We start from the raw sequence: 23,483 nt of genomic DNA, 5'->3' as shown, positions 1-23,483 counted from the left end.
GCGACTAGCGAAGCAAGGTGCAAAATGGAAAGACTGACAATAGACTTGGTATCAGATGTGGTCTGCCCGTGGTGCTATCTAGGCAAGGCGAGGCTTGAACTTGCTATCGCTGAAGTGTTGGATCGCGTTCAGATCGATATCAACTGGCGACCCTACCGATTGAACCCGGAATATCCACCGGAAGGCGTAGACCAGAAAGCGGCGCTCGCGGAAAAACTAGGGGGTCATGAAGCTGTTCAGCGCGCACATGAAACGCTGACTAAGCTTGGGCAGGAAGTCGGGATCGCGTTTGACTTTGCTGCCATCAAAGTTGGGCCCAATACCCTTGATGCGCACCGCCTCATTCACTGGGCGATGACCGAAAGCCGTGAAGCGCAGGACCGTGTTGTAACTGCGCTATTTAAGGCCAATTTCGAACTCGGTCGTAACGTCGGCGATCCAGATGTTTTGCTTGATATCGCTGAGGAAGCAGGGTTGGACCGAGCAGTGATCGGTACACTTCTTTCATCTGATGCCGATAAGGATCTGGTGCTGGGTGAAATTGAAGCAGCGCAGAAAATGGGGGTAAACGGCGTACCCTTTTTTATCATTGATCAGCAGTATGCCGTCAGTGGTGCGCAGACACCTGATGTTCTAGCCAATGCGTTTGTGGAGATTGCACAAGCGAAAGCTGAAGCACGCGCAAATCTTAATTGACGCATTTCCGGCGGGGCTTTAATTCAAAGGAAAGTCTCGCCGGAAGCACTCCCTTGCAAAGTCACGATACCACCCTGAAAGGCGTCCTAATCGCCTTCATTTGTTTTGCCGCATATTCATTTAGCGATGCTGCTGTAAAATTAGTTGAAGGACGTGTGCCGCCTTTTCAGGCAGGATTCATCGGCACACTTTTCGGCTTTGCTGCCATTCCCTTCATTTTGAAAAGCGGCGATCGCTGGACAGATATCATCAAAACGACGAACCGTCCGCTTTGGCTTCTTCGATTTGTTTGCTCCACCATTGGCACTGTTGGCAGCATCATTGCCTTTACCGAACTTTCCATGGCAGAGGCATTCTGTCTGATATTCCTATTGCCATCTTTCGCCACCATCATGTCCGTCATCTTCCTCAAAGAACAAGTCGGATTGAAGCGTTGGGCGGCAGTCATCATAGGCTTTATTGGTGTTCTGGTAGTGCTACGACCTGGCTTCCGCGAACTTTCGCTAGGCCATTTTACCGCTCTTGCTTCAGGCTTCACTGCAGCAGTTTCAGTAATCATCTACCGAAAACTTGGACCGAGTGAAAAAAACATCTCCATGTATGGAGCAGGTATTCTCGGAACACTGATAGTCTGTTTCATCCTGATGTTACCCACAGCTGTGATACCAACCGTAACGGATATGGCACTCCTCGGGGTTTTCGGCGTGCTGGCAGCGGTCGGCACGGTTCTGTTGATGCTGGCATCTCAATATGCACCGGCAGCGATCGTCACGCCAATTCAATACAGCCAAATGCTTTGGGCAATCCTTCTTGGCTATCTTATTTTCGGCGATCATGTCGATGGCTGGATGGCTGTTGGTATAGCTCTCATTGTTGGATCGGGTTTGCTGACTTTGATCCGCGAGCGCAGACGTGGCACGCCGCTTCCCCCACCCATTGGTGGGCAGAGCGAAGCGGCATTGGCGGCAAAGCCAGAGCAAACCACTATCTAAATATAACAAGCGTTCCGGCGATAACGAGCAAAAAGCAAAACGAGAAGATCAATGCTTTCTCACTTACTTGATGTGCGAATCTAACGCCCGCTGGAACGCCAAGCAAGCCGCCAAGCGCAAGCATTGAACCAAGCAGCCACTCGACTTGGCCATGACTGGCGTATTGCCAAAGACTTATGGAGCAGCCTGGGAGCGCAAGGGCAAGACCCAGCCCCTGTGCGCGCACTTGTGAATAGCCAAAAAACATAACCAGCAATGGCACTGCCAGCATGGCACCACCCACTCCGAACAGCCCCAAGGAAACACCACCGATAGCTCCCGGAACAAAGGCCCAGCGGTAATCTTCCAGCCGCAAAATTGACCTCCGGTCGCGAACGAAGATAATAAAAACGGCCAATCCTACCAGGAAGACGCCGTAAGAGAGCTTAAGCGTCGCACTCGGCAAAGAAAGGGCCCACATCGAAGCCACCGCAGACGTGATACTGCCACTTGCAGCAAGCACCAATGCCGGTTTCACGTCGACGCTGCCGCGGCCTTTGTACTTATAGAGGGCGAACAAAACATTGGCGACGACCATCACCAAAGCCGTGCCTTGGGCAAGCTTTTGATCATAGGCAAAGAGAAGAACGAGAAGGGGTATGGCGAAAGTGCCTCCGCCAGTCCCCAGAAAGCCAGCCATGGTGCCCAAGAGGGCACCGAAAGGTAATCCGAACGCAGCTACGAACATACCGTTACCTCAAGCCGCGATGCTAGTTTGATCTGCGCTCGGTGAAAGCACAGTGGGCTCGGCGTTGGATGCTTGATCAGGGAAGTCAATGTTATAATGACAACCTCTGCTCTCTTTGCGCGACAGTGCGCTCCTCAGGATAATATCCGCAGTAACAACTAGATTGCGAATTTCAACCAGTGCCGCAGGAGGTTGCTTTCCTTCAACGAGGGCCTGAACTTCTTGCCGGATCACATCAAGGCGCCGTGCTGCCGAACGAAGCGAGGCAGTCGACCTGACTATACCAACGTAGTTCCACATCAGGGTGCGAATTTCCTGCTTCATCAATTGCAAAACATCTTCGCGCCCAGAAGCGATAGAGCGAGGGCCGCTAGCAACGGTCGGCAATGTCTCGAGCGTGGTCTTCTTGCTTAGAATGGATTCCGATGCTGCTCGTGCCATGACAACACATTCGAGCAGCGAATTTGAAGCCAACCGGTTGGCGCCGTGAAGGCCGGTATATGCTGCTTCACCAATGCAGTACAACTGCTCTAAATCGGTGTGGCCTGCGTAATCTGCGAAAACGCCCCCACATGTATAGTGAGATGCAGGCGTTACTGGAATAGGCTCTTTGGTGATATCTATACCGCGCGCAAGACACTTTTCGTATATATTAGGGAAGTGGCCTCGAATAAAATCCGCACCTGTGTGGCTGATATCCAGGTAAACACAGGGCTCTGAGGTCTTTTTCATCTCCGCATATATTGCGCGCGAAACGATGTCTCGAGGCGCCAGCTCCAAACGCGGATCGTATTCGTCCATAAACCGCGTTCCATTTGCCCGCTTTAACACTCCACCCTCTCCGCGGACCGCCTCCGTTATCAGAAACGCTTCACCGCCAGGGTAATGCATGCAGGTAGGATGGAATTGCAAGAACTCCATATTAGCAACAAGGCAACCCGCACGCCATGCAAGAGCAAGACCATCGCCGATTGTCGAAGATGGCGAAGTTGCGTGCAGAAAAATTGCGCCAACCCCACCGGTGGCAAGCACTGTTGCCCCCGCTGCAATCCGCCGTGTCATTCCTTGCTCGTCAAGCAATGTCACGCCAATGCAGCGCACCCCGTCCTGAGATTTGATCAAGTCAACGACAGTGCAATTTTCAGCAATAGTAATATTTGGATGGCTCCGCACGCGCCCAGTCAATACTGTCTGAATTCCTCGACCCGTCATGTCATCGACATGGAGAATACGGCGCTCGCCATGGCCGCCTTCGCGCGTCAAATGATAATCGTCTCCCTCTTTGGTGAAGGGTACGCCCTGCTCAATCAACCAGCGAACCGCAGCTAGGCCACCCTCCACAATATATCGTGTATTGTGCTCATCATTGAGTTGGCAACCTGCCACGATAGTATCTTCGATGTGTTTGTCATGACTATCATGCGCCCCGTAAACTGCCGAAATGCCCCCTTGCGCATAGTTGGAGGCTACGGCTTGGAATGAAGTTTTACTGATGAGCAAAACTGTTTTTTCTTGAGCAATAGAAAGGGCCAACGCCTGGCCAGCAAGCCCGGCTCCGACAACCACAACGTCATAATGAAAATTCTGATCTGTTTTAATCATAGGTTTAGCTTCTTTGTTTTTACTAATTAATAAATTTAAAGTAGAAAAATTTGATATAGTGTCTTTAGGTTGTAGTTAATGGCACGTCAATACAAATTTTTACGAATGGTTAAGCATACAAAGGTGCGACTATCGCAGCCCTATCCCAACGGTCTGCGACCCAAAGCATATCGCGCAAAAACGTGCAGCGGTTCTATCGGCACTACGTGCATGGAAACGCTGGCTTAGAGTGATATTTGGAAAGGCAGTAAGATCGCCTTCTAACGCAGGCGATGTACTTAGATCGAGTAATTGAGATGCGTCCTTTAACACCATTTTCGATGTTAGGACTGAATTTCAACCAAGAACAAAAATGCCCGCACCAATAAGATGCGGGCATTATGTTTGTTAGAACTCGGTTTTAGATCAAGCCGATTTCGCCAAATCCGCAAGCTGCACCATGATTTGCGCACCTGTGCTCAAGCGTTTTTCAGGCGTGGGCAGATCGCGTGTGAGAACCAGGCTGTGATCCGGCCTGATCTTGGCCATCGAACCTTGCTTGGCGATATAGCCTACTAGCGCCGCGGGATTTGGGAACTGCTTATCGCGGAATTGCAGAACTAAACCCTTTGGCCCGGCCTCCAATTTCTCGACATTGGCCGTGCGGCAGAGTGACTTTATGAAGACCACCTTGAGAAGGTTCTGGACTTCCACTGGCATTGGGCCGAAGCGGTCAACCATTTCAGCGCCGAAACCGTCTATTTCCTTGAGGTCTGTCAACTCACCCAGGCGCCTGTAAAGCCCCATGCGCAGATGCAGATCAGGGACATAGTTTTCGGGAATCATCACTGTGATGCCCACTGAGATCTGCGGCGACCAGCCAGTATCATATATTTCGTCGTCGCCCTTCACCTCAGCGACTGCCTCTTCCAGCATCTGCTGATAAAGCTCGAAACCAACTTCCTTGATATGGCCGGACTGCTCTTCGCCCAACAGGTTGCCCGCTCCACGAATGTCGAGATCATGACTTGCAAGCTGGAAACCCGCACCGAGGGTATCCAGCGATTGAAGCACCTTCAGACGGCGCTCTGCTGTCGGGGTAAGTTGCTTGTTAACCGGCAATGTAAAGAGAGCAAAGGCGCGCACTTTGGAGCGGCCGACACGGCCACGGATCTGATAAAGCTGAGCAAGGCCAAACATATCAGCGCGGTGTACAATGAGGGTGTTGGCTGTAGGCACGTCGAGGCCGGACTCCACAATGGTCGTGGAGAGAAGCACGTCATATTTGCCATCGTAAAAGGCATTCATGATGTCTTCCAGCTCACTGGCTGGCATTTGGCCATGCGCAATGGCAACCTTCAATTCCGGCACATCCGATTGCAGGAAGGCCTGAATATCCGGCAAATCAGCCAGACGCGGGCAGACGTAAAAACTTTGGCCGCCGCGATAATGTTCGCGCATTAGCGTTTCACGAATGACGAGCGGATCGAATGGCGAAATGAACGTGCGAACTGCCATACGGTCGACTGGCGGCGTGGTGATAAGCGAAAGTTCGCGAACGCCTGTCATGGCCAGCTGCAGTGTGCGTGGGATTGGCGTTGCCGAGAGCGTCAAAACGTGAACGTCACTCTTCAACTCCTTCAGTTTCTCCTTATGCTTCACGCCAAAATGCTGCTCTTCATCAATGATGAGCAGCCCCAAATTGGCGAACTTGATGCCTGTACCCAGCAGCGCATGCGTGCCAATGACGATGTCTGCCTTACCTTCTGCCAAATCCTTCTTGGTCTGGTTCAATTCCTTCGTTGTCACAAGGCGCGAAGCTTGTACCACGGAAATGGGAAGGCCGCGAAAACGTTCGCGGAATGTCTTGAAGTGTTGCCGTGCCAGAAGCGTTGTCGGAACCACCACAGCCACCTGCGCGCCGTTCATGGCGGCAAAGAATGCGGCACGAAGGGCAACTTCCGTCTTGCCGAAGCCAACATCGCCGCAGACGAGGCGATCCATCGGGCGACCGACCGCCAGATCGTCACGCACTGCATCAATGGCGTTCGCCTGATCTTCCGTCTCGTCGTAGGGGAAACGGGCGGCGAATTCGTCGTATAATCCCTCGGGCGTTTCCAGAACCGGAGCACGACGGGTAATGCGCGTTGCAGCGAGCTTGATAAGCGCATCCGCCATATCCAAAAGCCGCTTTTTCAGCTTGGCCTTGCGGGCCTGCCAAGCACCACCACCCAGCCTATCCAGCGACGCTTCAGCGGAATCCGAGCCATACCGCGTCAGAAGGTCTATGTTTTCGACTGGTAGAAAGAGCTTTGCCTGATCGGCATAGTGAAGCTCAAGGCAGGCGCGTGGTGCGCCAGCGGCTTCAATCGTTACCAGTCCGACAAAACGTCCAATGCCATGCTCAGCATGAACCACCAGCGAGCCCTCATCCAGCCCCGCCACTTCAGAGATGAAATCTGCACCGCGCTTGCGGCGTTTTGAGCGGCGCACCATGCGGTCGCCGAGAATATCCTGCTCACCGATGACGACCAGATCGCCGGTCTCGAAACCGCCTTCCAGGCTCAATACGGCAGAGGCTGCCTCGCCCTTATCGAGCTTACGGATTTCTGACAGTTTCTCGATCGGTTTTATGCGTTTCAGGCCATGCTCATCCAGCACCTGAAGCAGACGATCCAGCGAGCCCGCAGACCAGCCGGTAATCAGAACCTTGTTGCCTTCTGCCCGCTTGTCCGCAATGTGTTTTACGACGAGATCAAACACATTGGCGCGCTCGTCGCGGGACTGATGTTCCGCTTCTGCCTGAGCCTTGGCCCAGCGTGGCCCGGAATGCGCATCGAGCGTAATGACCTTACGCGTCTCGCCTTCATGCTCGTTGAACGGTGTGAGCCGAATAGCCGCAACATCATCCAGTTGAGCGGCAAAGCCCTTGCCATCCAGATAAAGCTGGCCAGGTGAAACCGGCTTGTATGGCGTGCTTTGTGCGCTGCCACCCTTGGCCGTCGATCCAGAATTCTGACGAGCTTCGAAATAGTCGATAATCAGCTTGGAGCGCTCTTGAGCCGCTTCCCGTGCCGTGTGGTCCGTTACGATCCTAAAGCCACTCAGATAGTCAAACGCGGTTTCAAGCCGCTCGTAAAACAGCGGCAGCCAGTGCTCCATGCCAGCGTAGCGACGGCCTTCCGAAACCGCGACGTAGAGCGCATCATCACGTGTCGCCGCACCGAACGTGGAGAGGTAGGATTTGCGGAACCGGCTGATCGTTTCCGGCGTCAGCGTCACTTCGCTCATGGGGTTCAGGTCAAGCGCTCGCGCTTGGCCTGTTGTGCGCTGGCTGGCGGGATCAAATGTGCGAATAGATTCCAGCGTGTCGCCGAAGAAATCCAAGCGCACCGGCTCTTCCGTGCCTGGAACGAAAACATCGAGTATGCCGCCACGTACAGCAAATTCGCCCACTTCGCGCACGGTTGGAACGCGGTCAAAGCCGTTACGCTCCAACCTTGCTGCGATATCGTCCATCCGGATGTTGTTGCCGGGCTTGGCGGAAAAAGCGAGACTTTCGATGACTTCCGCTGGCGCGATCTTCTGCATCATTGCGTTGACAGTGACGAGAATGATTGCTGCATGCGGCTTTTTGCGATGAGCAATCAGACCGGAAAGCGCAGCCAAACGGCGGGCGGAAACATCTGCACTGGGGGATACACGATCATAGGGCAAGCAGTCCCATGCGGGCAGAGTCAACACCGGAATATCGGGGGCTATGAACCCTAGCATCTGCTCCAGATCAGCCATGCGCTGACCATCCGACATGATGAACGCGACCGGTTGGCCTTGCCGCGCCAGTTCCGCCAGAAGCAATGGCTCCATGCCAGCGTGCACATTGGCAATCGTGAGGGCGGAGGAAGCCGCCGCCACCTTTTTTGCATCAAAACCGGAGATCATTGACCAGACCCGAACTTCTCCGCCAGTGAAGCGGTGGTCACAATGTCAAAATCCGGTCGATAAGCACACAATCTGGCAAACATTGGCGTGTTGAGATCATCCGGCACAGGGTCAGCACCGGTAATCCAACGGTTCAGATCCTGATCCTCTTCCGCCATGATGCGCTCAAGCTCATCAAGATCGGTATCGGAAAGCGTTGAAATCTCAGCCTCGGCGAACTGCCCGAAGACCAGATCCATCTCGCGAATGCCTCGGTGCCAGCAACGATAAAGAATTCTGCGACGCCGTGGATCGAGATCGGCGCTGCTACGCGACAGTCCTGTCATAAACGTGTACCCTGTTTGTACGGGTGATATAGGACGAAACTTTCCAAATGTCAGCCTTGCCAAACGCGCATTTTCCAGCGCATTTTCCGGCCATGCGCCCCGCTTTGCTTGATCCGCTTTTTGCTTCCGTCTCCAGCCTGCCCGGTATCGGTCCCAAGCTCGCCGATTTACTGGCGCGGGTCACCAACCGTGAGGATGCGGAAGATTGCCGCGTTGTGGACATCCTTTTCCATGCGCCCTCCTCCCTCATCGATCGTCGCAACCGCCCGGGTATCGCATTGGCACCTCAAGGCGTTATCGTCACAATAGAGGGCCGTGTGGACCGCCATCAGCCACCACCGCCCGGCAAATCCAATATGCCCTACCGGGTGTTTCTCCATGATGAGACGGGAGAACTGGCCCTCACTTTCTTTCGCGCCAAAGCAGCCTGGCTGGAAAAAGCACTACCTGTCGATGAGGTCATTCTCGTCAGCGGCAAGGTAGATTGGTTCAATGGCCGCGCCTCAATGGTTCATCCAGACCTGATGATGAAGGTGTCGGAAGCGGTGGATATGCCGCTTGTTGAGCCGGTCTACCCGATGACAGCAGGTCTTGTTCCGAAAGTGATCCGTCGCGCAGTGGAAGGCTCTCTCGCAAGATTGCCCGCCTTTCCAGAATGGATGGATGAGCCCCTCAAGCAAAAGCAGGGCTTGCCCTCCTCTGCAGATGCATTTCGCCGCCTCCATGATCCGCGAGATGCCAGCGACCTGGACCCGCAAACCCCGTCGAGGCGGCGCCTTGCCTATGATGAATTCTTGGCAGGCCAGGTTTCACTGAACCTCGTGCGCCAGAAAATCAGAAAAGTCGCCGGGCGGCCAGTTGCCGTCGAAGGCCGGATTCGCAGTGCCATAGAAACCTCTCTGCCCTTTTCTCTCACTGGCAGCCAGCAAAAAGCCATCGCCGAAATTCGTGAGGACATGGCCAAGGCCGAGCGAATGCTGCGCCTCGTTCAGGGTGATGTGGGCGCTGGCAAAACCCTGGTTGCCCTGATGGCCATGGCAGATGCCGTTGAGGCAGGCGGGCAAGCCGTTTTGATGGCTCCAACAGAAATTCTAGCGCGTCAACACTTCGCGACAATCAACCGGGTCAGTGCTTCCGTAGGTTTGAAGGTGGAGGTGCTGACAGGCCGGGTGAAGGGTCGCGAGCGCGAGGAGGTTCAGGCCCGAATAGCATCTGGTGAGGCACAGATCATCATTGGCACCCACGCCCTTTTTCAGGATGCAGTCGATTACCATGATCTGCTGCTGGCGGTCGTTGATGAACAGCATCGATTCGGAGTCCATCAGCGATTGAAGCTGACCGCCAAGGGCATCTCTCCGCACATGCTCGTAATGACGGCGACACCCATTCCGCGAACACTGGTTCTGGCGGCTTTCGGCGATATGGATGTTTCCAAGCTGACCGAGAAGCCGGCAGGACGAAAGCCGATCCAGACCGTCACCGTACCGACGGAGCGAACGGACGAGATCGTGGCCCGCCTTCGCTCCGCAATGGCAGAGGGCAAGAAGGCCTACTGGATTTGCCCGCTAGTGGAAGAGTCCGACGTATCCGAGTTGATGTCCGCCGAGCAGCGCCATGCCGCTCTTGCAAAGGCGCTAGGGCCAAAGGTGGGTCTTGTCCACGGGCGCATGAGCGGCACGGAAAAGGATGCTGTAATGGCCTCCTTCAAAGCGGGCGAGATCCGCCTACTCGTTGCGACAACGGTGGTTGAAGTAGGCGTTGATGTGCCGGATGCGACGATTATGGTGATCGAGCATGCCGAGCGTTTCGGGCTTGCACAATTGCACCAATTGCGCGGACGCGTAGGTCGTGGTGCCGAAGCCTCCACCTGCATCTTGCTGTATAAGGGACCGCTCAGCGAGACGGGCCGGGCCCGTCTTTCGATCCTGCGCGACAGCGAAGACGGCTTTCTGATCGCTGAAGAGGATTTGAAACTGCGCGGCGAAGGGGAGCTATTGGGTACGCGACAATCCGGCACGCCGGGCTTTCGTATCGCAAGCCTGGAGGCGCACAGCGACCTCTTGGAAATCGCCCGTAAAGATGCTGCCTATGTACTGGAACGCGACCCCGATCTCACCAGTGAACGCGGCCAAGCACTTCGCGTTCTCCTCTATCTTCATCGGCGCGATGAGGCGATTCGGTACCTGCGAGCGGGTTAACCGACGACTTTCGACACAAAGCCAGTGTTGGATCGGTGGCGAACACAGTCTCGGCCTGCTGCCTTGGCATCATAGAGGGCGGCATCAGCCAGCCGCATGGCGCTTCCCATCTGCTGTGTCTCAGAAAATGCAGACACACCCAAGCTTACCGTAATGCGAAAATTACCGGGGAGTCCTTGGATTGATTGCACAGCAATGGAACCACGCACGGCATGCGCCAGCATCATAGCGGCTTCCAGAGAGGTGCGCGGAAGGAGAATGCAAAACTCCTCCCCGCCAAGACGCCCGACCACTGCACCTGCAGGCACGGTTGCTCGCAACAATGCCCCAAAACTTCGAATGACGGAATCACCTGCATAGTGACCATATGTGTCATTGACCTGCTTGAAGTGATCTAGATCGCAAAGAATTATGGAATGCGATCCGTGGCCCGCCTTTGCTAGGGCCTGATCAGCATGCGCTTCGAAACCCCTTCGATTGAAAAGCGATGAGAGCGTATCCACCTCGGAATTGCTTCGCTCGTCCGCCATGATCTGCAGAACCAGCACCGCCAGCATGGTCAGGCCCGCCATCACCATCAGAACCGCTGTCAAGCTTTGCGAGACAATGGCGTAGTGGGAAGAGATGTAATCATTGGCCCGCAAACCGGCACCAACGGCAACAGCTAGCACGGCCTTTAACAAAAAGTGGAAAGACGTCAGCGACATGACAATCAGCAGGCAACGGTCCACGACAGCGCGATGGGGCGAAAGACCAATGGCAACAACACTCATCATTGTGGCTACGGCGAATGGCAACTGATAGAGCAACGCGTGAGCGAGGCTATCGCGCGGCAAGTCGAATATGGCTGCATCCAACGCAATACCGACGACAAAGACCGAAAGCAGACCGACAGTTCTGACTGGAACGCCGTAGATTTTACCAATACCCACGCGGATGAGCAGCAAGCCAGCCAAAACCGATGCAAAAGCAAAGATGGCGAAGACGTCTACAAAAGGGGTGTAGGCTACCAGAAGCTCTGCCAATGCGGAGAGTGATGCGACAGCGAATCCAAGACCGATCCAGCGTGCAGCGGCGCGGGAGCGGCTCCTCTCGGCAACGGCAAAGAAAACGCTGGCGAAAGAGATCGCGATGATGAAATTGGTGACGAGATATAGGTTGGCGCCATTCAGCACAGACAAAAGCCTCAAGAATCGCCCGGAGAACCTCATCCAATGCGATCACTAATCATACCCTAGTCTCGCACAGGCGGCTAGAACCATATAGCAACAGGTAGCACCTCTACTTTTGGCGTGATTCCGGCTTGAAACAGTGTTAGACGCGCCTTCGTACAGTTCGATAACATCCGTCAGAGTTTAATCATGTCCAGGTTCAAATCCGATTTTCTCCGCACACTCGACGAACGCGGTTTTATTCACCAGGTTTCCGATGAAACCGGGCTGGATGATCTGCTGAACAAAGAGAAGGTGACGGCCTATATCGGCTACGACCCAACAGCTTCCAGCCTGCACGTCGGTCATCTGACGCAGATCATGATGCTGCACTGGTTCCAGGAAACGGGACACCGGCCAATCTCTCTCATGGGCGGCGGTACTGGAATGGTTGGCGATCCTTCCTTTAAGGAAGAGGCACGCAAGCTGATGACGGTCGATATGATCGAGGAGAACATTGCATCGATCAAGCGCTGCTTTTCGAACTATCTTGACTACGATCACGCCGGTAATGCCGCATTGATGATCAACAATGCCGAATGGCTGCGTCCGCTTAACTATCTCGAGTTTCTGCGGGACGTCGGTCGTCACTTCTCCGTCAACCGCATGCTTTCCTTCGATAGTGTGAAGACGCGTCTGGACCGTGAGCAGTCTCTCTCATTCCTCGAATTCAACTACATGATTTTGCAGGCTTACGATTTCGTGGAGCTATCGCGCCGCTACGAATGCCGCCTGCAGATGGGTGGCTCGGACCAGTGGGGCAACATCATCAACGGCATCGATCTCGGTCACCGAATGGGCACGCCTCAGCTCTACGCCCTTACCTCGCCGCTGCTGACCACCTCTTCCGGCGCAAAAATGGGAAAATCCGCATCGGGTGCCGTGTGGCTTAATGCGGAACTCATGCCGATCTACGATTTCTGGCAGTACTGGCGCAACACGGAAGATGCTGACGTTCATCGCTTCCTCAAACTCTTCACCACGTTGCCGATGGATGAGATCGCCCGTCTGGCAGCCCTTGGTGGATCTGAAATCAATGAAGCCAAGAAGGTGCTTGCAACCGAAGTCACGGCAATCCTCCATGGTCGCGAGGCTGCTCAGCAGGCGGCAGAAACCGCCCGCAAAACATTCGAAGAAGGCGCACTTGCCGATACGCTTCCCTCCATCGACGTTCCCAAAGCGGAACTGGAAGCAGGCCTTGGCCTCCTCTCACTCGTGGTGCGCGCAGGTCTTGCCGCATCCAATGGCGAAGCGCGTCGCCATGTTCAGGGCGGTGCAGTGCGCATCAATGATGTGGCGATGACCGACGAACGCAAGATAATCGGCGCATCGGAAATCACCGCGGATGGCGTGATCAAGCTCTCGCTTGGCAAGAAAAAACACATACTGGTGCGCCCGGTATAAAATGTCGGCCAAACGACACATTTATGAGACCCGAGCTACCAAACCCGGCTCTTATTCATTGGGCAACTCCTGATAACGGAAGATAACGCAACTCACGGCTGGCAGGCCGATCGCCCAAGCTAGGAGCGCCCCCATAGAGACTGATGCGTCTGGGCTCCAGCTACCTGAAATCGCATCTCGCACACGACTGGCAGTCTCAGCGGGCAGCCACCATAACTCGTTCGCGTGCCCCAGATAGGCATTTGCCAAAGTAGTGCCGAGTGCGAAAAGAAATATAATAATAACCGCTGGCATGGATGAGCGAGCGAGGATTGTGATAAGCGAAGCCAGCCCTGCAAGAACGGAAAGTTCAAGGCAGACTGTCAGAAAAGATAAGAAAAACAACGATGAACTTTCCGGTACGATTGAGAGCGCAACACCGCTTTGACCGCCTAACACCACCACACATGTCAATACAAGCTCGCCCGCAATCACGAGCATGACGCTTAAAAGTAGAAATAGGAATGCGGTCAAGAACTTGGCGAGCCAAAGCACTGAACGGCTGCGTCTCGGCACCAAATGACGCCAAGTGCCATAGCGGTAATCGACTGCGAAAATTGATGCTACGCCGAGCGCGAAAAACAGGCTGGCCAAACTGTTCCCGGAAATGCTCATGGACCTTGCCGCTATGGCGAAAAGATCAATCGTCTCCGTGACGTCAGAACGAGCTAGCCGACGAAAGATCACCACATGCATCAAAAACTTCACAAGCAGCGCGAAAACGGGAACGAGCAAAAAGCCCGAGAGGAACAGGCTTTTTTGACGTGCTATCTTTCTGATCTCTGCCAATACCAAGCGGCTCATTGTGGTTGCCCCTGACCTTCGCCGCGCGTTTGTGCCAAGAAAACACTTTCCAGTTTCGGACGAACCCATTTGGCCTCATGGATTTCGAAATTCTGCGAAGCCAGAGTTTTCAGCAGTTCCGGCACCTCAGATCGAATGATGGTGACCGCCATCCCTTCAGCATCAACTTTGGCCTTGTCACCCAGACGCTCCAACACAGCTGCTTGAGGGCGTGCATCAAGCCAGAGATATTCCCGACCGCCGAGGAGCTCCGCCACTCGACCTTGTGAGACGAGTTTTCCATGGCTCAGGATAGCGACTTGATCAGCAACCTTCTCAACCTCGTCCAGCAAGTGGCTGGATAATAGAACGGCAATGCCTTCCTCCTTGGCGAGATCCTGAATGAGGCGTCTCATCTCAATCATACCGTCAGGGTCTAACCCGTTGGTCGGCTCATCAAATATCACGGCCTGAGGCTGAGCAACGAGAGTGGCAGCCACGCCGAGCCTCTGCCGCATACCAAGCGAAAAACCAGCAATCTTTTGATCCCTGGCATGCACCAAATCTACCCGGCGAAGGAGCGCGTCTATATCCGGTCGTACACCGGAAACATCCGCTAGCGTGGTGAGAAACTGCATTGCGCTCATGAAGGGATAGAAGGTCGGAGAATCGATGAGAGTGCCTAACTTAGCCCTGCCCTTAGGATCGGCCTGTACGCCGAATAAATTGACCCTGCCCTTATCAGCTCTGATCATTCCGCAAATAATTCGTAGCAAGGTGCTTTTGCCCGCTCCGTTTGGCCCCAGTAGTCCAAAAACGCCAGCCTGCGGAACTTCCAGTGACACATCCGTAAGAGCTTGAATTCGCGCCTCTCCCCAGCCAAAACTTTTCGAAACATTTGACAGAGTAATTGCGCTCAAAATATTGGACCTTATTGGAATTCAAAGATTTGCCGGAAGACACCGGGAGCAATAATAGAAAGCGGATTGACGACGAGTTGTGGCTTTTCAAACGGTCCGCTGACCTTAAATGTGATTCCAAGCAAGCCACGGTCGCGTCCGTTGCCAAGGATCGTTCCGATGATCGGCAATTCGGCAAACAGCCGGTTCAGGCCGTAGGCTGGCATGAAGGTTCCGGTCATATCCATACGGCCTGAAGCGTCCCGCAGCATGCCTTGGAATGTTGCGCCGATCTGCTCTCCACGTACCACGCCGTTCTCCACGGAAACCGCTCCTTCGCGGTATACAATTCGTGCAAAGGCGCGTTGGAATTTAGCCGAGCTGACATCAATGTCCTTCTTGACGGCAGAATTCAGGCTGCGGCCATCCTGGCCTGGTGTGGAGACCATGGATTGCAGGCGGTTTTCATTGGCCAGGGAAAAGCTTCTGATATCCACATTTCCGCTCCAATTTGGACCAGCTTCATTTTCCAATCGAATATTAAGCAGGCCACCGCGCAGATTGTTGTAGAGGTTGGCGAAGCGTGCGAGCGAACCTGCATCACTGCTGGTCAGGGTGATCAGGTCCCCTCTTCCACCATTGCTGGTTTTGGCAACAACTGCCTGACCGCTATCCGTCACACCGTTAAAATCCAGCGCCTGCAGATCGCCTTCCCGCACGGTGATCTCGCCGTTGGCATTTCGGATCGTTTCATCGTTAAAGCCAATAATCCGGTCGAGCTTCAGCTTCACGCGAGCCGCAGAACTATCCTTTCCATTGGATGCGCTACCATCGCCGCGATCTTTCAGCTTGGCCAGAACCGGGCGAATGTCCGCCGTATCGCCGTTTGCGGTGATGTCAAAGCCGCCCTTGCTCCTGCGAATAGACACTGCAAAATCATCGGACGGAGACAATTTCACCCGCGAGAAATCTGCAGATGTGAAATTGCCGTTTCGCACCGAAACGTCGCCGCCCACCCCAAAGCCATCACCGGATAGGTCCAGCTTGCGGATATCGAGATTGCCATCCTTTGCAGATACTTCCAGTGTTGCTTTTGCAGGTACTCCACTGCCCTTCGTCCACCCAAGCCACGGCACAGAAAGACGGCTACGCGATAGGTCCAGTTTGATGGCCTGCTTTGTTGCGTCGATCCGGGTCAGCTCAAGATCAATTGGGCCATTGACGATATCCGAGAGGCCCGGTGCCAGTTTGTCGCGCTGTTCATTATTCAGCGTCGCGTTCACCATAAGCTTCTTTTCAACCTTGGAGCGATCATTGAGGGGCTGAACGAATTCCACATCAGCCGGAACGCCATCAATATTGGCTTCAGTGTCGATACGTACGGCCTGATCGTCCACCGTCAGAACGCCATTGACGTCTGATATGCTGCGATCCTCAACTTTCTTGGAAAGCTTTACATCGTCCAATTCTACCCGCGCATTAAAGGTAGGCTGCGGTGGGTTTTGATCCTTGATCAAACCAAATTTGGCAGAAACCTCGGCGCTGGCTTTTCCAGCAAAGTCCTGCGGAGCAAAATCGGTCCCCCTCAACCCCTCGATCGGCTTGAAAGAAGCCGCTTCGGCAATCGCATTGGCATCGCCGGAAAGTTTCATCTGCAAATCCGCCATCAGCGGCTTGCCATAGGTGGATGGCATTGCGAAGGTGCCGCCATCGATATTCACCGAACGACCTGAGGGGAAGAACGAGGAGGCCTTGGCAACCTTAACCGCCAACTGCTCGCCCTTTAGGTCGAAGTGCCCTTCAATATTCCGGATGGGAGGGATGTCGCCGGGAAGATTTAGGCGGGTATCTGCGATATCGAAGCTGATGCGAAGTTCGTTGGCATCCAGTTCCATCGGAATGCCCGGGCCCTTCATTCGTCCTTCGGGAATGAACACTGCAATCGAACCGTTGGTGACAGTGCCACCAAAAAGGTTGGCTACAACCCAGTCGCGCGCCTTGCGCGCCATCCAGAAGGGCCATAGCTGCTTGACGGCCGCTGCCTCCATGCGAGGAAGCTGCCCGCCAAAGCTGATTTCCGGAGAAACTTTGCCGGGGAAATGCACCTTTAATGATGCAGCCATTTGGCCCATGGGGCTCGAAACCTGCATGTTATCAAATTCAAGGCTGCGCGCTGCAGTCAAAAAGCGCCCGGCCGCCCGAAGATCGAAAACTACGGGTGCTTCACCACCTGCCTCCCCCTGCGCATGACCGCCGCTGATGAGCAGGTCCAGGCCAAAGCCTGGTCGCTTCTCATCCTTGTTCAATCTGTCCAGATCAACCACGGCTCCGGTCAGAGGAAGAATGGTAGGACCGAAACGCATCTCGGACGGAAGGATTTCTATTGAGTTTTTCGAGAAGTTATAGGCGACACGGACTTCGGCACTCGAAAGCTCCTGAGGAACGCCATCAAAATAAACCTTGCCCGGCGCGTGGGAAATTTCTGCCTTTATGGAGGGCTTCGTTTCAACCGTATCACGCGACGCGGAGAGGTTGATATCAATGGAGCCTTCCAGCCCCTCTCGCGGCGCACCATCGGGCATGCGCTGCAAGAGAAAGGGAGTGAGATCCAGACTGGTGATCTTGGCTGTCAATGCACGTGTGACACCATTTTCCGCAACTGAAGCTACACTTAGCTCCGCTCGACGTCCATCAAGATGCATAACGCCCTTAAGCGCCACCTGCCCTTCTTCGTTCAGGCTAAGATCCAGCTCATCGATAACGAGGGTGGACACCTTGCCTTCCCGATCTGGCGGAAATTGAATATTGATGCCGGCAATCCGCACCGAATTGGTTTTGGTGCGCTCAATAAGCCCACGCGCCTCATCAAGGCGCTGAAAAGCCTGCTCAAGCGTCGCAGGCAGCAAATCGATGCGTGTCGTCGAAAGGTCCATCGGCTCGCTGGCGGGAAGCAGCGCTGTATCCAGATTAATGGTATCGGCTTCGAGATGGCGTATGGAAACGCGCCCGCTGGCAAGTGCCAGAGGATCTATTGCTAGCCGGATGGAGCCGGTATTCGTGAGATGCGCACCAGTCGCCACTTCAATAATGTCGACTTTGCGCGCCTCTAGCGCCAAACGAAAATCGGAATCGAAGCGAATGGCGGTGGAACCAACCGTCGCCTGATAGCGCGGACCTATGGCGCTATTCAGCGCCGACTGGGCGCGGCTGTTGAGCGCCCCATCGATTGCGCCGGTCTCGATTGCAAAAAAACCGCTGGCCACAGCGGCAGCAACGAGCAGCACAAAGATGCTGCAGAACTTAACGAAGCTACGCCAACGGGGAGTCCGCACAGGGCAATGCACGATCATAGGATCACGCGTCTGCGCAGACGGCATTTTATGCAACGGAATCAGATCCTTACGGCGGAAACTGACTTTTTCCCCTCGAATTTCCGCCATGTCGCTCCGAATTTTGAAGAGGCACGAGAATCATGTGATCTGGACCTTAGCGGCGCCAGTATATACCGATTGCGGCAACATTGATCCCATAAGCTGGCAAAAGAAAGGAAAACAATGTCCGGACTTGCTGTTGGAGATATCGCTCCTGAGTTCACCCTTCCCCGCGATGGCGGCAGCACAATTTCACTGTCCGAATTCAAGGGAAAACCGGTCGTCGTTTACTTCTATCCGAAGGATGATACGAGCGGCTGCACAACAGAAGCCCTGGATTTTACCGCACTCGCACCAGAGTTTGAGAAAGCCGGCGCAACCATCATCGGCATCTCGCCTGATTCCGCTGCAAAACACGACAAATTCATCAAGAAGCATAGTCTTGGCATTGCACTGGCTGCCGACGAGGAACAAGTGGCGGCAAACGCTTACGGCGTGTGGAAAGAGAAAAGCATGTATGGAAAGACCTACATGGGTATCGAGCGTTCTACATTCTTGATTGACGCAGATGGAAAGATTGCAAAGATTTGGCCGAAGGTGAAAGTTGCTGGCCATGCGCAAGAGGTGCTTGAAGCCGTTAAAGCCTTGTGAGACATCACGGAGCCATGACACAGGCTCAAGATATTCAACTCCCGTCAGTGACTTCATTAAGAGGCGGTGCAATTTTAGCCATCGCCTCCGCCGATCTCGACATTAAAACCGCCTTGGCGCAAAATGTAGCAACACGATGGTTCGAGCGCAGGATCTCGCTGCGCTCACCCCTTGATCCTTCGGCGCCAGAGCGACCAGGAAGACCTGAAAAGCCGGAACTTGTGCCACCGAAGGCGGTGGAGAAGCGTTCACTTCACACTTTGAATGGCCGCATTGCGACGCTGCATGCTATCGCCCATATTGAACTTAATGCAGTCGATCTGGCGCTGGATATTGTTGCCCGCTACGCAACAGAACCAGTGCCGCACTCCTTCTTTGATGGCTGGATGCAGGTGGCCTTTGAAGAAGCCAAGCATTTCCGCATGGTGAGGGATCGATTAAGACAACTAGGCGCTGATTATGGGGATATGCCTGCCCATGACGGACTATGGCAAGCCGCCCATTCAACACGCAATAATTTGACTGCTCGCTTGGCAGTCGTCCCTCTCATTTTGGAAGCACGCGGCCTGGACGTCACTCCATCTCTGCAAGCCAAGATGCGTGAAACTGGGGACCTGGAAACTGCGGCCATTCTCGATGTCATCTATAATGACGAAAAAGGCCATGTCGCCGTCGGCGCAAAGTGGTTTCGTTTCCTGTGCGCGCGAGAACGCAAAGATCCGGCCGCTACATTCAAGGAATTGGTGAGGACCAATTTTCGCGGTCCGCTGAAGCCTCCATTCAACGATCTAGCAAGAGCGGAAGCTGGATTGACCCCCTCATTTTACCGTGCCCTCAGCCCGATCAGCCACGCTTAAGCCTAGCAAGTTAACCGCACATTAACCTTAACGCGGTGTAGTCAAACGCGTTGGTGTAAAGCGATTCAGGCGCGGAGAATTAAAGTGGCAAGAGATGGCGAACATCGCATCTTTGGCAATCGCCGCACTGAGCATACGCTAATCCTGGCCTCTGGTGAACGTGTTCGCCACATGACGATCCGTCCCTGGATGATTGTTATGTCACTCGCATTCTTCTGCACCGTAACTTTTGCCTACCTCGGAGCTACCGCCTATCTCGTCCTACGGGACGATCTGATTGGTGCTTCGCTTGCACGTCAGGCGCGAATGCAGAATGACTATGAAGACCGCATTTCGGCACTCAGAGCGCAGCTCGATCGGATAACCTCCCGTCAATTGCTGGATCAGCAAGTTGTGGAGCAAAAGGTGGAGCAATTGCTGGAGCAGCAGGACGCTCTCTTTTCGCGTCACGGCAAACTTGGCAGCCTGATGGAGCGAGCCGAAGAATCAGGTCTTGGAGGCTCTGCCGGCAAGGCTTCCGCCTACCAACAGGAGAATCTCCAGCGACAAGGCAGCCTGTCCGAAGGTCATGGAGCCATAGATGGCATCTTTGGTGAAAGGCAAGCAGCTTCAACCAAAGCTACTCAACCTAGTGGACACGAGAGTGTAGCAGACCATGCAGACCGCATTTTCTCGAAAGTCACGCTTTCACTTAAGAACGTTGAGCAGGAGCAACTGAAGCGTATTCGCAATCTAACGGTCGATGCGTCGCGCACGGCAGATGCAATGGCATCCATCATGCTACGCACAGGTGTTCAGGTACCAACAAAGGATGCCGGTGGAATCGGTGGGCCCTTCGTGGAGCCAATAAGCATCAATTCATTCGACAATTCGATGAATGCACTCGATCAAGCTTTGAACCGGCTGGAAAACGTCAGGCAGGCGGCGGTTCAGCTTCCATTTGCAAACCCCGCTCCCGGCCACGAGATTAGCAGCGGATTTGGCAATCGAATCGATCCCTTCTTGGGTCGCCTTGCCCTTCATGCTGGCGTTGATTTTCAGGCAGAAACCGGAACTGCGGTGAAGGCAACTGGCGCAGGCAAAGTGGTCAACGCCGGCCCCAGCGGGGGTTACGGCAATATGGTGGAAATCGACCATGGCCAAGGAATCACCACCCGTTACGGCCACCTCTCTTCGATTCTGGTGTCTGTAGGTGATACCGTCACCACCGGCGAAACGATCGGAAGGGCAGGAAGCACTGGGCGTTCTACCGGCCCTCATGTTCATTACGAGGTGCGCAGAAATGGGGACGCAATTGATCCAATGCACTTCTTGAATGCTGGCCTTAAGCTGACCACATATCTGAATTAACAGGTTACTTAATCATAACCTATCAAAAAGCCGTGCCCGAACCATCAATTCGGAGCCGGACTTTCGGCTTTTCTTGACTTTCTGCCTCATTCGGCTTATCTCGCCGCCATAATCGGACGCTATCGCGGTTCCGATCAACACATGTTCCTCGTGAACCTGAACGGAAATAGTTTTCTCTTTGACCACATTTGCTGATCTCGGCCTGAGCCAGAAAGTCCTCTCTGCAGTCACCGACGCGGGCTACTCCACGCCTACGCCAATCCAGGCGGGTGCCATTCCGCATGCACTCCAGCGCCGCGATATTTGCGGAATCGCGCAGACGGGGACAGGCAAAACAGCTTCCTTCGTTCTACCGATGCTGACCCTGCTCGAAAAGGGTCGCGCCCGTGCGCGCATGCCGCGCACTCTCATTCTGGAACCGACGCGCGAACTCGCAGCGCAGGTGGCAGAAAACTTCGAAAAATACGGCAAAAATCATAAACTTAATGTCGCCCTTCTGATTGGCGGCGTGTCCTTTGACGAGCAGGACCGCAAGCTAGAGCGGGGTGCGGACGTGCTGATCTGCACACCGGGTCGCCTTCTCGATCATTGCGAGCGCGGCAAGCTGCTGATGACCGGCGTTGAAATCCTCGTGATCGATGAAGCCGACCGCATGCTGGATATGGGCTTTATCCCCGATATCGAACGCATCGCAAAGATGATTCCTTTCACGCGTCAAACCCTGTTTTTCTCGGCAACAATGCCGCCAGAAATTCAGAAGTTGGCTGATCGCTTCCTGCAAAATCCTGAACGGGTTGAAGTTGCACCTCCCTCTTCGACGGCTAAAACTGTCACGCAGAGATTTGTTGCTTCCCACACGAAGGACTATGAAAAACGCGCGAAGCTTCGGGATCTCATTCGTGCACAGGACGATCTGAAGAACGCTATCATCTTCTGCAATCGCAAGAAGGATGTCGCGGATCTGTTCCGTTCGCTAGATCGCCACGGCTTCTCAGTCGGCGCGCTGCACGGTGACATGGATCAGCGCTCGCGCACTACGATGTTGGCGAACTTCAAAGATAACAATATCACTCTGCTGGTTGCTTCAGATGTCGCCGCACGCGGTCTCGACATTCCAGATGTAAGCCACGTTTTCAACTTCGACGTTCCGATTCACGCCGAAGACTATGTCCACCGCATTGGCCGTACGGGCCGGGCAGGCCGTTCAGGCCGCGCCTTCACGCTCGTCACCAAAGCGGACACCAAATACGTGGATGCTATCGAAAAGCTCATTGGTGAGAAGATCGAATGGCAAGATGGCGATCTATCTGCGCTGCCAGCGCCGATGGAGAGCCATGACAGTGATCGTTCTCGCAAGGGGCGTGACAAGGACAGAGGCCGCGGCAAACGCGGTTCGGGCTCAAAGAGCGAAGTACGTCAGAAAGACGACGCTCCAAAGGCTGAATCGGAAGCTATTGAAACAAGGACGGAAAGCGTGAGCGCAGAACAGCCGAAGGCAGATAATCGCAGGCACAATCAGGGACGCAACAGCCGTCCCTACCCTGCGAACGATGACCATCGCGAGCGCCGCAGAAACCACCACCATCGTGACCACGATGATGGTCCGACACCTGTTGGTTTCGGCGATGATATCCCGGCCTTCATGTTGATTGTCGCCAACGCCAAGGTTTAATTTTGCCAGCAGGTTTACCCGGTGTGGATTTTCCCGGTGTTGGCACTGGGCTGGTCATCCGTCGGGCTGATGGAAAGCTCCTTCTGTACAAACGTGTGAAAGCACCTGAAGCCGGCCACTGGAATATTGTGGGCGGCAAGGTCGATCACATGGAGTATTCCGTTGACGCTTCGATGCGGGAAGCTGAAGAAGAGAGCGGCCTAAAAATTAATTCTGCTCAATTTCTCTGCCTGTCAGAACAATTGATCGATGCAGACCGGCAGCACTGGGTTTCGATCATTTATCTGACCGACGATTTCAGCGGTGATCCCACGCTCACTGAGCCCGACAAGCTTTCCGAGTTCGGGTGGTTTTCGATCGATAATCTTCCACAGCCGCTATCCAGGTTTGCACAGGACGCCATCGCCGCCCTTACATAACGTGGATCGGCCCGCGGCTATCATCACTTGCGGGCGGAATTCGCATTGGCGGTTCTTTCTCCTGCTTCGTAAGCCAAGCGCGCCCAACGCGCCATGAGATCAGGATCGTCCAAGGCTTCATCCGGTATCGACCAATAAGGCATTAGAACCGGTTTGCCAGTCTTTCCTTCATAGCACCATTGGCGAGCGCCCGCTGCCTCAAAGAGCGGCGCAGTCTCCGCATCCGCTTTCAGCATCACCTCGTCGTTCAGGTCCAATGCGAAGATGATGCCATGGCGATAGATACCCTTGCCACCAAACATTCGGCGAATGGTGATAGGAGCAACCGCGTCGAACATTTCTTCAAGCGCTTCATTGTCCATCAC

18 protein-coding genes are annotated in these 23,483 nt (G+C 54.3%); 9 read left to right on the top strand and 9 right to left on the bottom strand.

All coding sequences use genetic code 11. The features are described 5' to 3' along the window. Positions 1-24 precede the first annotated feature (24 nt). Both AC0JZ1_RS08585 and AC0JZ1_RS08580 read left to right on the top strand, forming a co-directional pair. Complete coding sequence (locus AC0JZ1_RS08585; protein WP_471881965.1) at positions 25-696, top strand: DsbA family oxidoreductase; 672 nt, start codon at positions 25-27, stop codon at positions 694-696. A gap of 53 nt (positions 697-749) precedes the next feature. After that, entirely contained in the window at positions 750-1,688 is a 939-nt protein-coding gene (locus AC0JZ1_RS08580) for a DMT family transporter (RefSeq protein WP_471881964.1), read from the top strand. Here AC0JZ1_RS08580 and AC0JZ1_RS08575 read toward each other — a convergent pair. From AC0JZ1_RS08575 to AC0JZ1_RS08560, 4 genes are all read right to left on the bottom strand, one after another. After that, positions 1,681-2,415, bottom strand: coding sequence for a sulfite exporter TauE/SafE family protein (locus AC0JZ1_RS08575; protein ID WP_471881963.1), 735 nt, complete (start codon positions 2,413-2,415; stop codon positions 1,681-1,683). The two genes, AC0JZ1_RS08580 and AC0JZ1_RS08575, sit on opposite strands and share 8 nt — an antisense overlap. Before the next feature lie 9 nt (positions 2,416-2,424). Beyond that, complete coding sequence (nadB, locus tag AC0JZ1_RS08570) at positions 2,425-4,017, bottom strand: L-aspartate oxidase (protein WP_471881962.1); 1,593 nt, start codon at positions 4,015-4,017, stop codon at positions 2,425-2,427. Between the two features lie 405 nt (positions 4,018-4,422). Then, positions 4,423-7,938 carry a transcription-repair coupling factor gene (gene mfd / locus AC0JZ1_RS08565; RefSeq protein WP_471881961.1) on the bottom strand — a complete coding sequence of 1,172 codons (3,516 nt, stop codon included), beginning with the start codon at positions 7,936-7,938 and terminating at the stop codon, positions 4,423-4,425. Beyond that, the gene (locus AC0JZ1_RS08560; protein ID WP_471881960.1) at positions 7,935-8,264 is read right to left on the bottom strand and encodes a succinate dehydrogenase assembly factor 2; all 330 of its coding nucleotides are present in this window, start codon (positions 8,262-8,264) and stop codon (positions 7,935-7,937) included. Before AC0JZ1_RS08560 ends, mfd begins: the two co-directional genes overlap by 4 nt. Before the next feature lie 92 nt (positions 8,265-8,356). Between AC0JZ1_RS08560 and recG the strand changes: the two genes are divergently transcribed. Further along, positions 8,357-10,462, top strand: a complete 2,106-nt coding sequence (gene recG / locus AC0JZ1_RS08555) for an ATP-dependent DNA helicase RecG (protein ID WP_471883398.1) — start codon at positions 8,357-8,359, stop codon at positions 10,460-10,462. Here recG and AC0JZ1_RS08550 read toward each other — a convergent pair. Then, entirely contained in the window at positions 10,459-11,637 is a 1,179-nt protein-coding gene (locus AC0JZ1_RS08550) for a GGDEF domain-containing protein (RefSeq protein WP_471881959.1), read from the bottom strand. The genes recG and AC0JZ1_RS08550 overlap by 4 nt on opposite strands. Before the next feature lie 186 nt (positions 11,638-11,823). On the opposite strand from AC0JZ1_RS08550, the gene tyrS reads away from it, so the two are divergent. Next, positions 11,824-13,077, top strand: coding sequence for a tyrosine--tRNA ligase (gene tyrS / locus AC0JZ1_RS08545; RefSeq protein WP_471881958.1), 1,254 nt, complete (start codon positions 11,824-11,826; stop codon positions 13,075-13,077). Positions 13,078-13,128: 51 nt separating this feature from the next. Here the strand turns inward: tyrS and AC0JZ1_RS08540 are convergent, their stop codons facing one another. The 3 genes from AC0JZ1_RS08540 to AC0JZ1_RS08530 all read right to left on the bottom strand — a co-directional run bounded on the left by AC0JZ1_RS08540 (position 13,129) and on the right by AC0JZ1_RS08530 (position 18,082). Next, positions 13,129-13,920 (bottom strand): hypothetical protein, encoded by a 792-nt coding sequence (locus AC0JZ1_RS08540; RefSeq protein WP_471881957.1) that lies wholly within the window; start codon positions 13,918-13,920, stop codon positions 13,129-13,131. Then, on the bottom strand, positions 13,917-14,744 hold the full coding sequence (locus tag AC0JZ1_RS08535) for an ABC transporter ATP-binding protein (RefSeq protein WP_471883397.1): 828 nt from the start codon (positions 14,742-14,744) through the stop codon (positions 13,917-13,919). Before AC0JZ1_RS08535 ends, AC0JZ1_RS08540 begins: the two co-directional genes overlap by 4 nt. Before the next feature lie 86 nt (positions 14,745-14,830). After that, positions 14,831-18,082, bottom strand: coding sequence for a YhdP family protein (locus tag AC0JZ1_RS08530; protein ID WP_471881956.1), 3,252 nt, complete (start codon positions 18,080-18,082; stop codon positions 14,831-14,833). A 270-nt stretch (positions 18,083-18,352) separates the two neighbouring features. On the opposite strand from AC0JZ1_RS08530, the gene bcp reads away from it, so the two are divergent. From bcp to AC0JZ1_RS08505, 5 genes are all read left to right on the top strand, one after another. Continuing rightward, a complete protein-coding gene (gene bcp, locus AC0JZ1_RS08525) occupies positions 18,353-18,820 on the top strand; it encodes a thioredoxin-dependent thiol peroxidase (RefSeq protein ID WP_471881955.1) in 468 nt (155 codons plus the stop codon). A 14-nt stretch (positions 18,821-18,834) separates the two neighbouring features. After that, positions 18,835-19,677 carry a ferritin-like domain-containing protein gene (locus tag AC0JZ1_RS08520; protein ID WP_471881954.1) on the top strand — a complete coding sequence of 281 codons (843 nt, stop codon included), beginning with the start codon at positions 18,835-18,837 and terminating at the stop codon, positions 19,675-19,677. 84 nt (positions 19,678-19,761) lie between these two features. Continuing rightward, on the top strand, positions 19,762-21,027 hold the full coding sequence (locus AC0JZ1_RS08515; protein ID WP_471881953.1) for a M23 family metallopeptidase: 1,266 nt from the start codon (positions 19,762-19,764) through the stop codon (positions 21,025-21,027). Between the two features lie 178 nt (positions 21,028-21,205). Further along, positions 21,206-22,699 carry a DEAD/DEAH box helicase gene (locus AC0JZ1_RS08510; RefSeq protein ID WP_471881952.1) on the top strand — a complete coding sequence of 498 codons (1,494 nt, stop codon included), beginning with the start codon at positions 21,206-21,208 and terminating at the stop codon, positions 22,697-22,699. A gap of 2 nt (positions 22,700-22,701) precedes the next feature. Further along, positions 22,702-23,118 (top strand): NUDIX domain-containing protein, encoded by a 417-nt coding sequence (locus tag AC0JZ1_RS08505; protein ID WP_471881951.1) that lies wholly within the window; start codon positions 22,702-22,704, stop codon positions 23,116-23,118. Positions 23,119-23,141: 23 nt separating this feature from the next. Here the strand turns inward: AC0JZ1_RS08505 and AC0JZ1_RS08500 are convergent, their stop codons facing one another. Further along, a complete protein-coding gene (locus AC0JZ1_RS08500) occupies positions 23,142-23,480 on the bottom strand; it encodes a TfoX/Sxy family protein (RefSeq protein ID WP_471881950.1) in 339 nt (112 codons plus the stop codon). Between the last annotated feature and the right edge of the window lie 3 nt (positions 23,481-23,483).

This window comes from Affinirhizobium capsici, assembly GCF_977018625.1.
The sequence above is the reverse complement of the archived record's forward strand: the minus strand, read 5'-3'. Positions and strand labels throughout refer to the sequence as shown.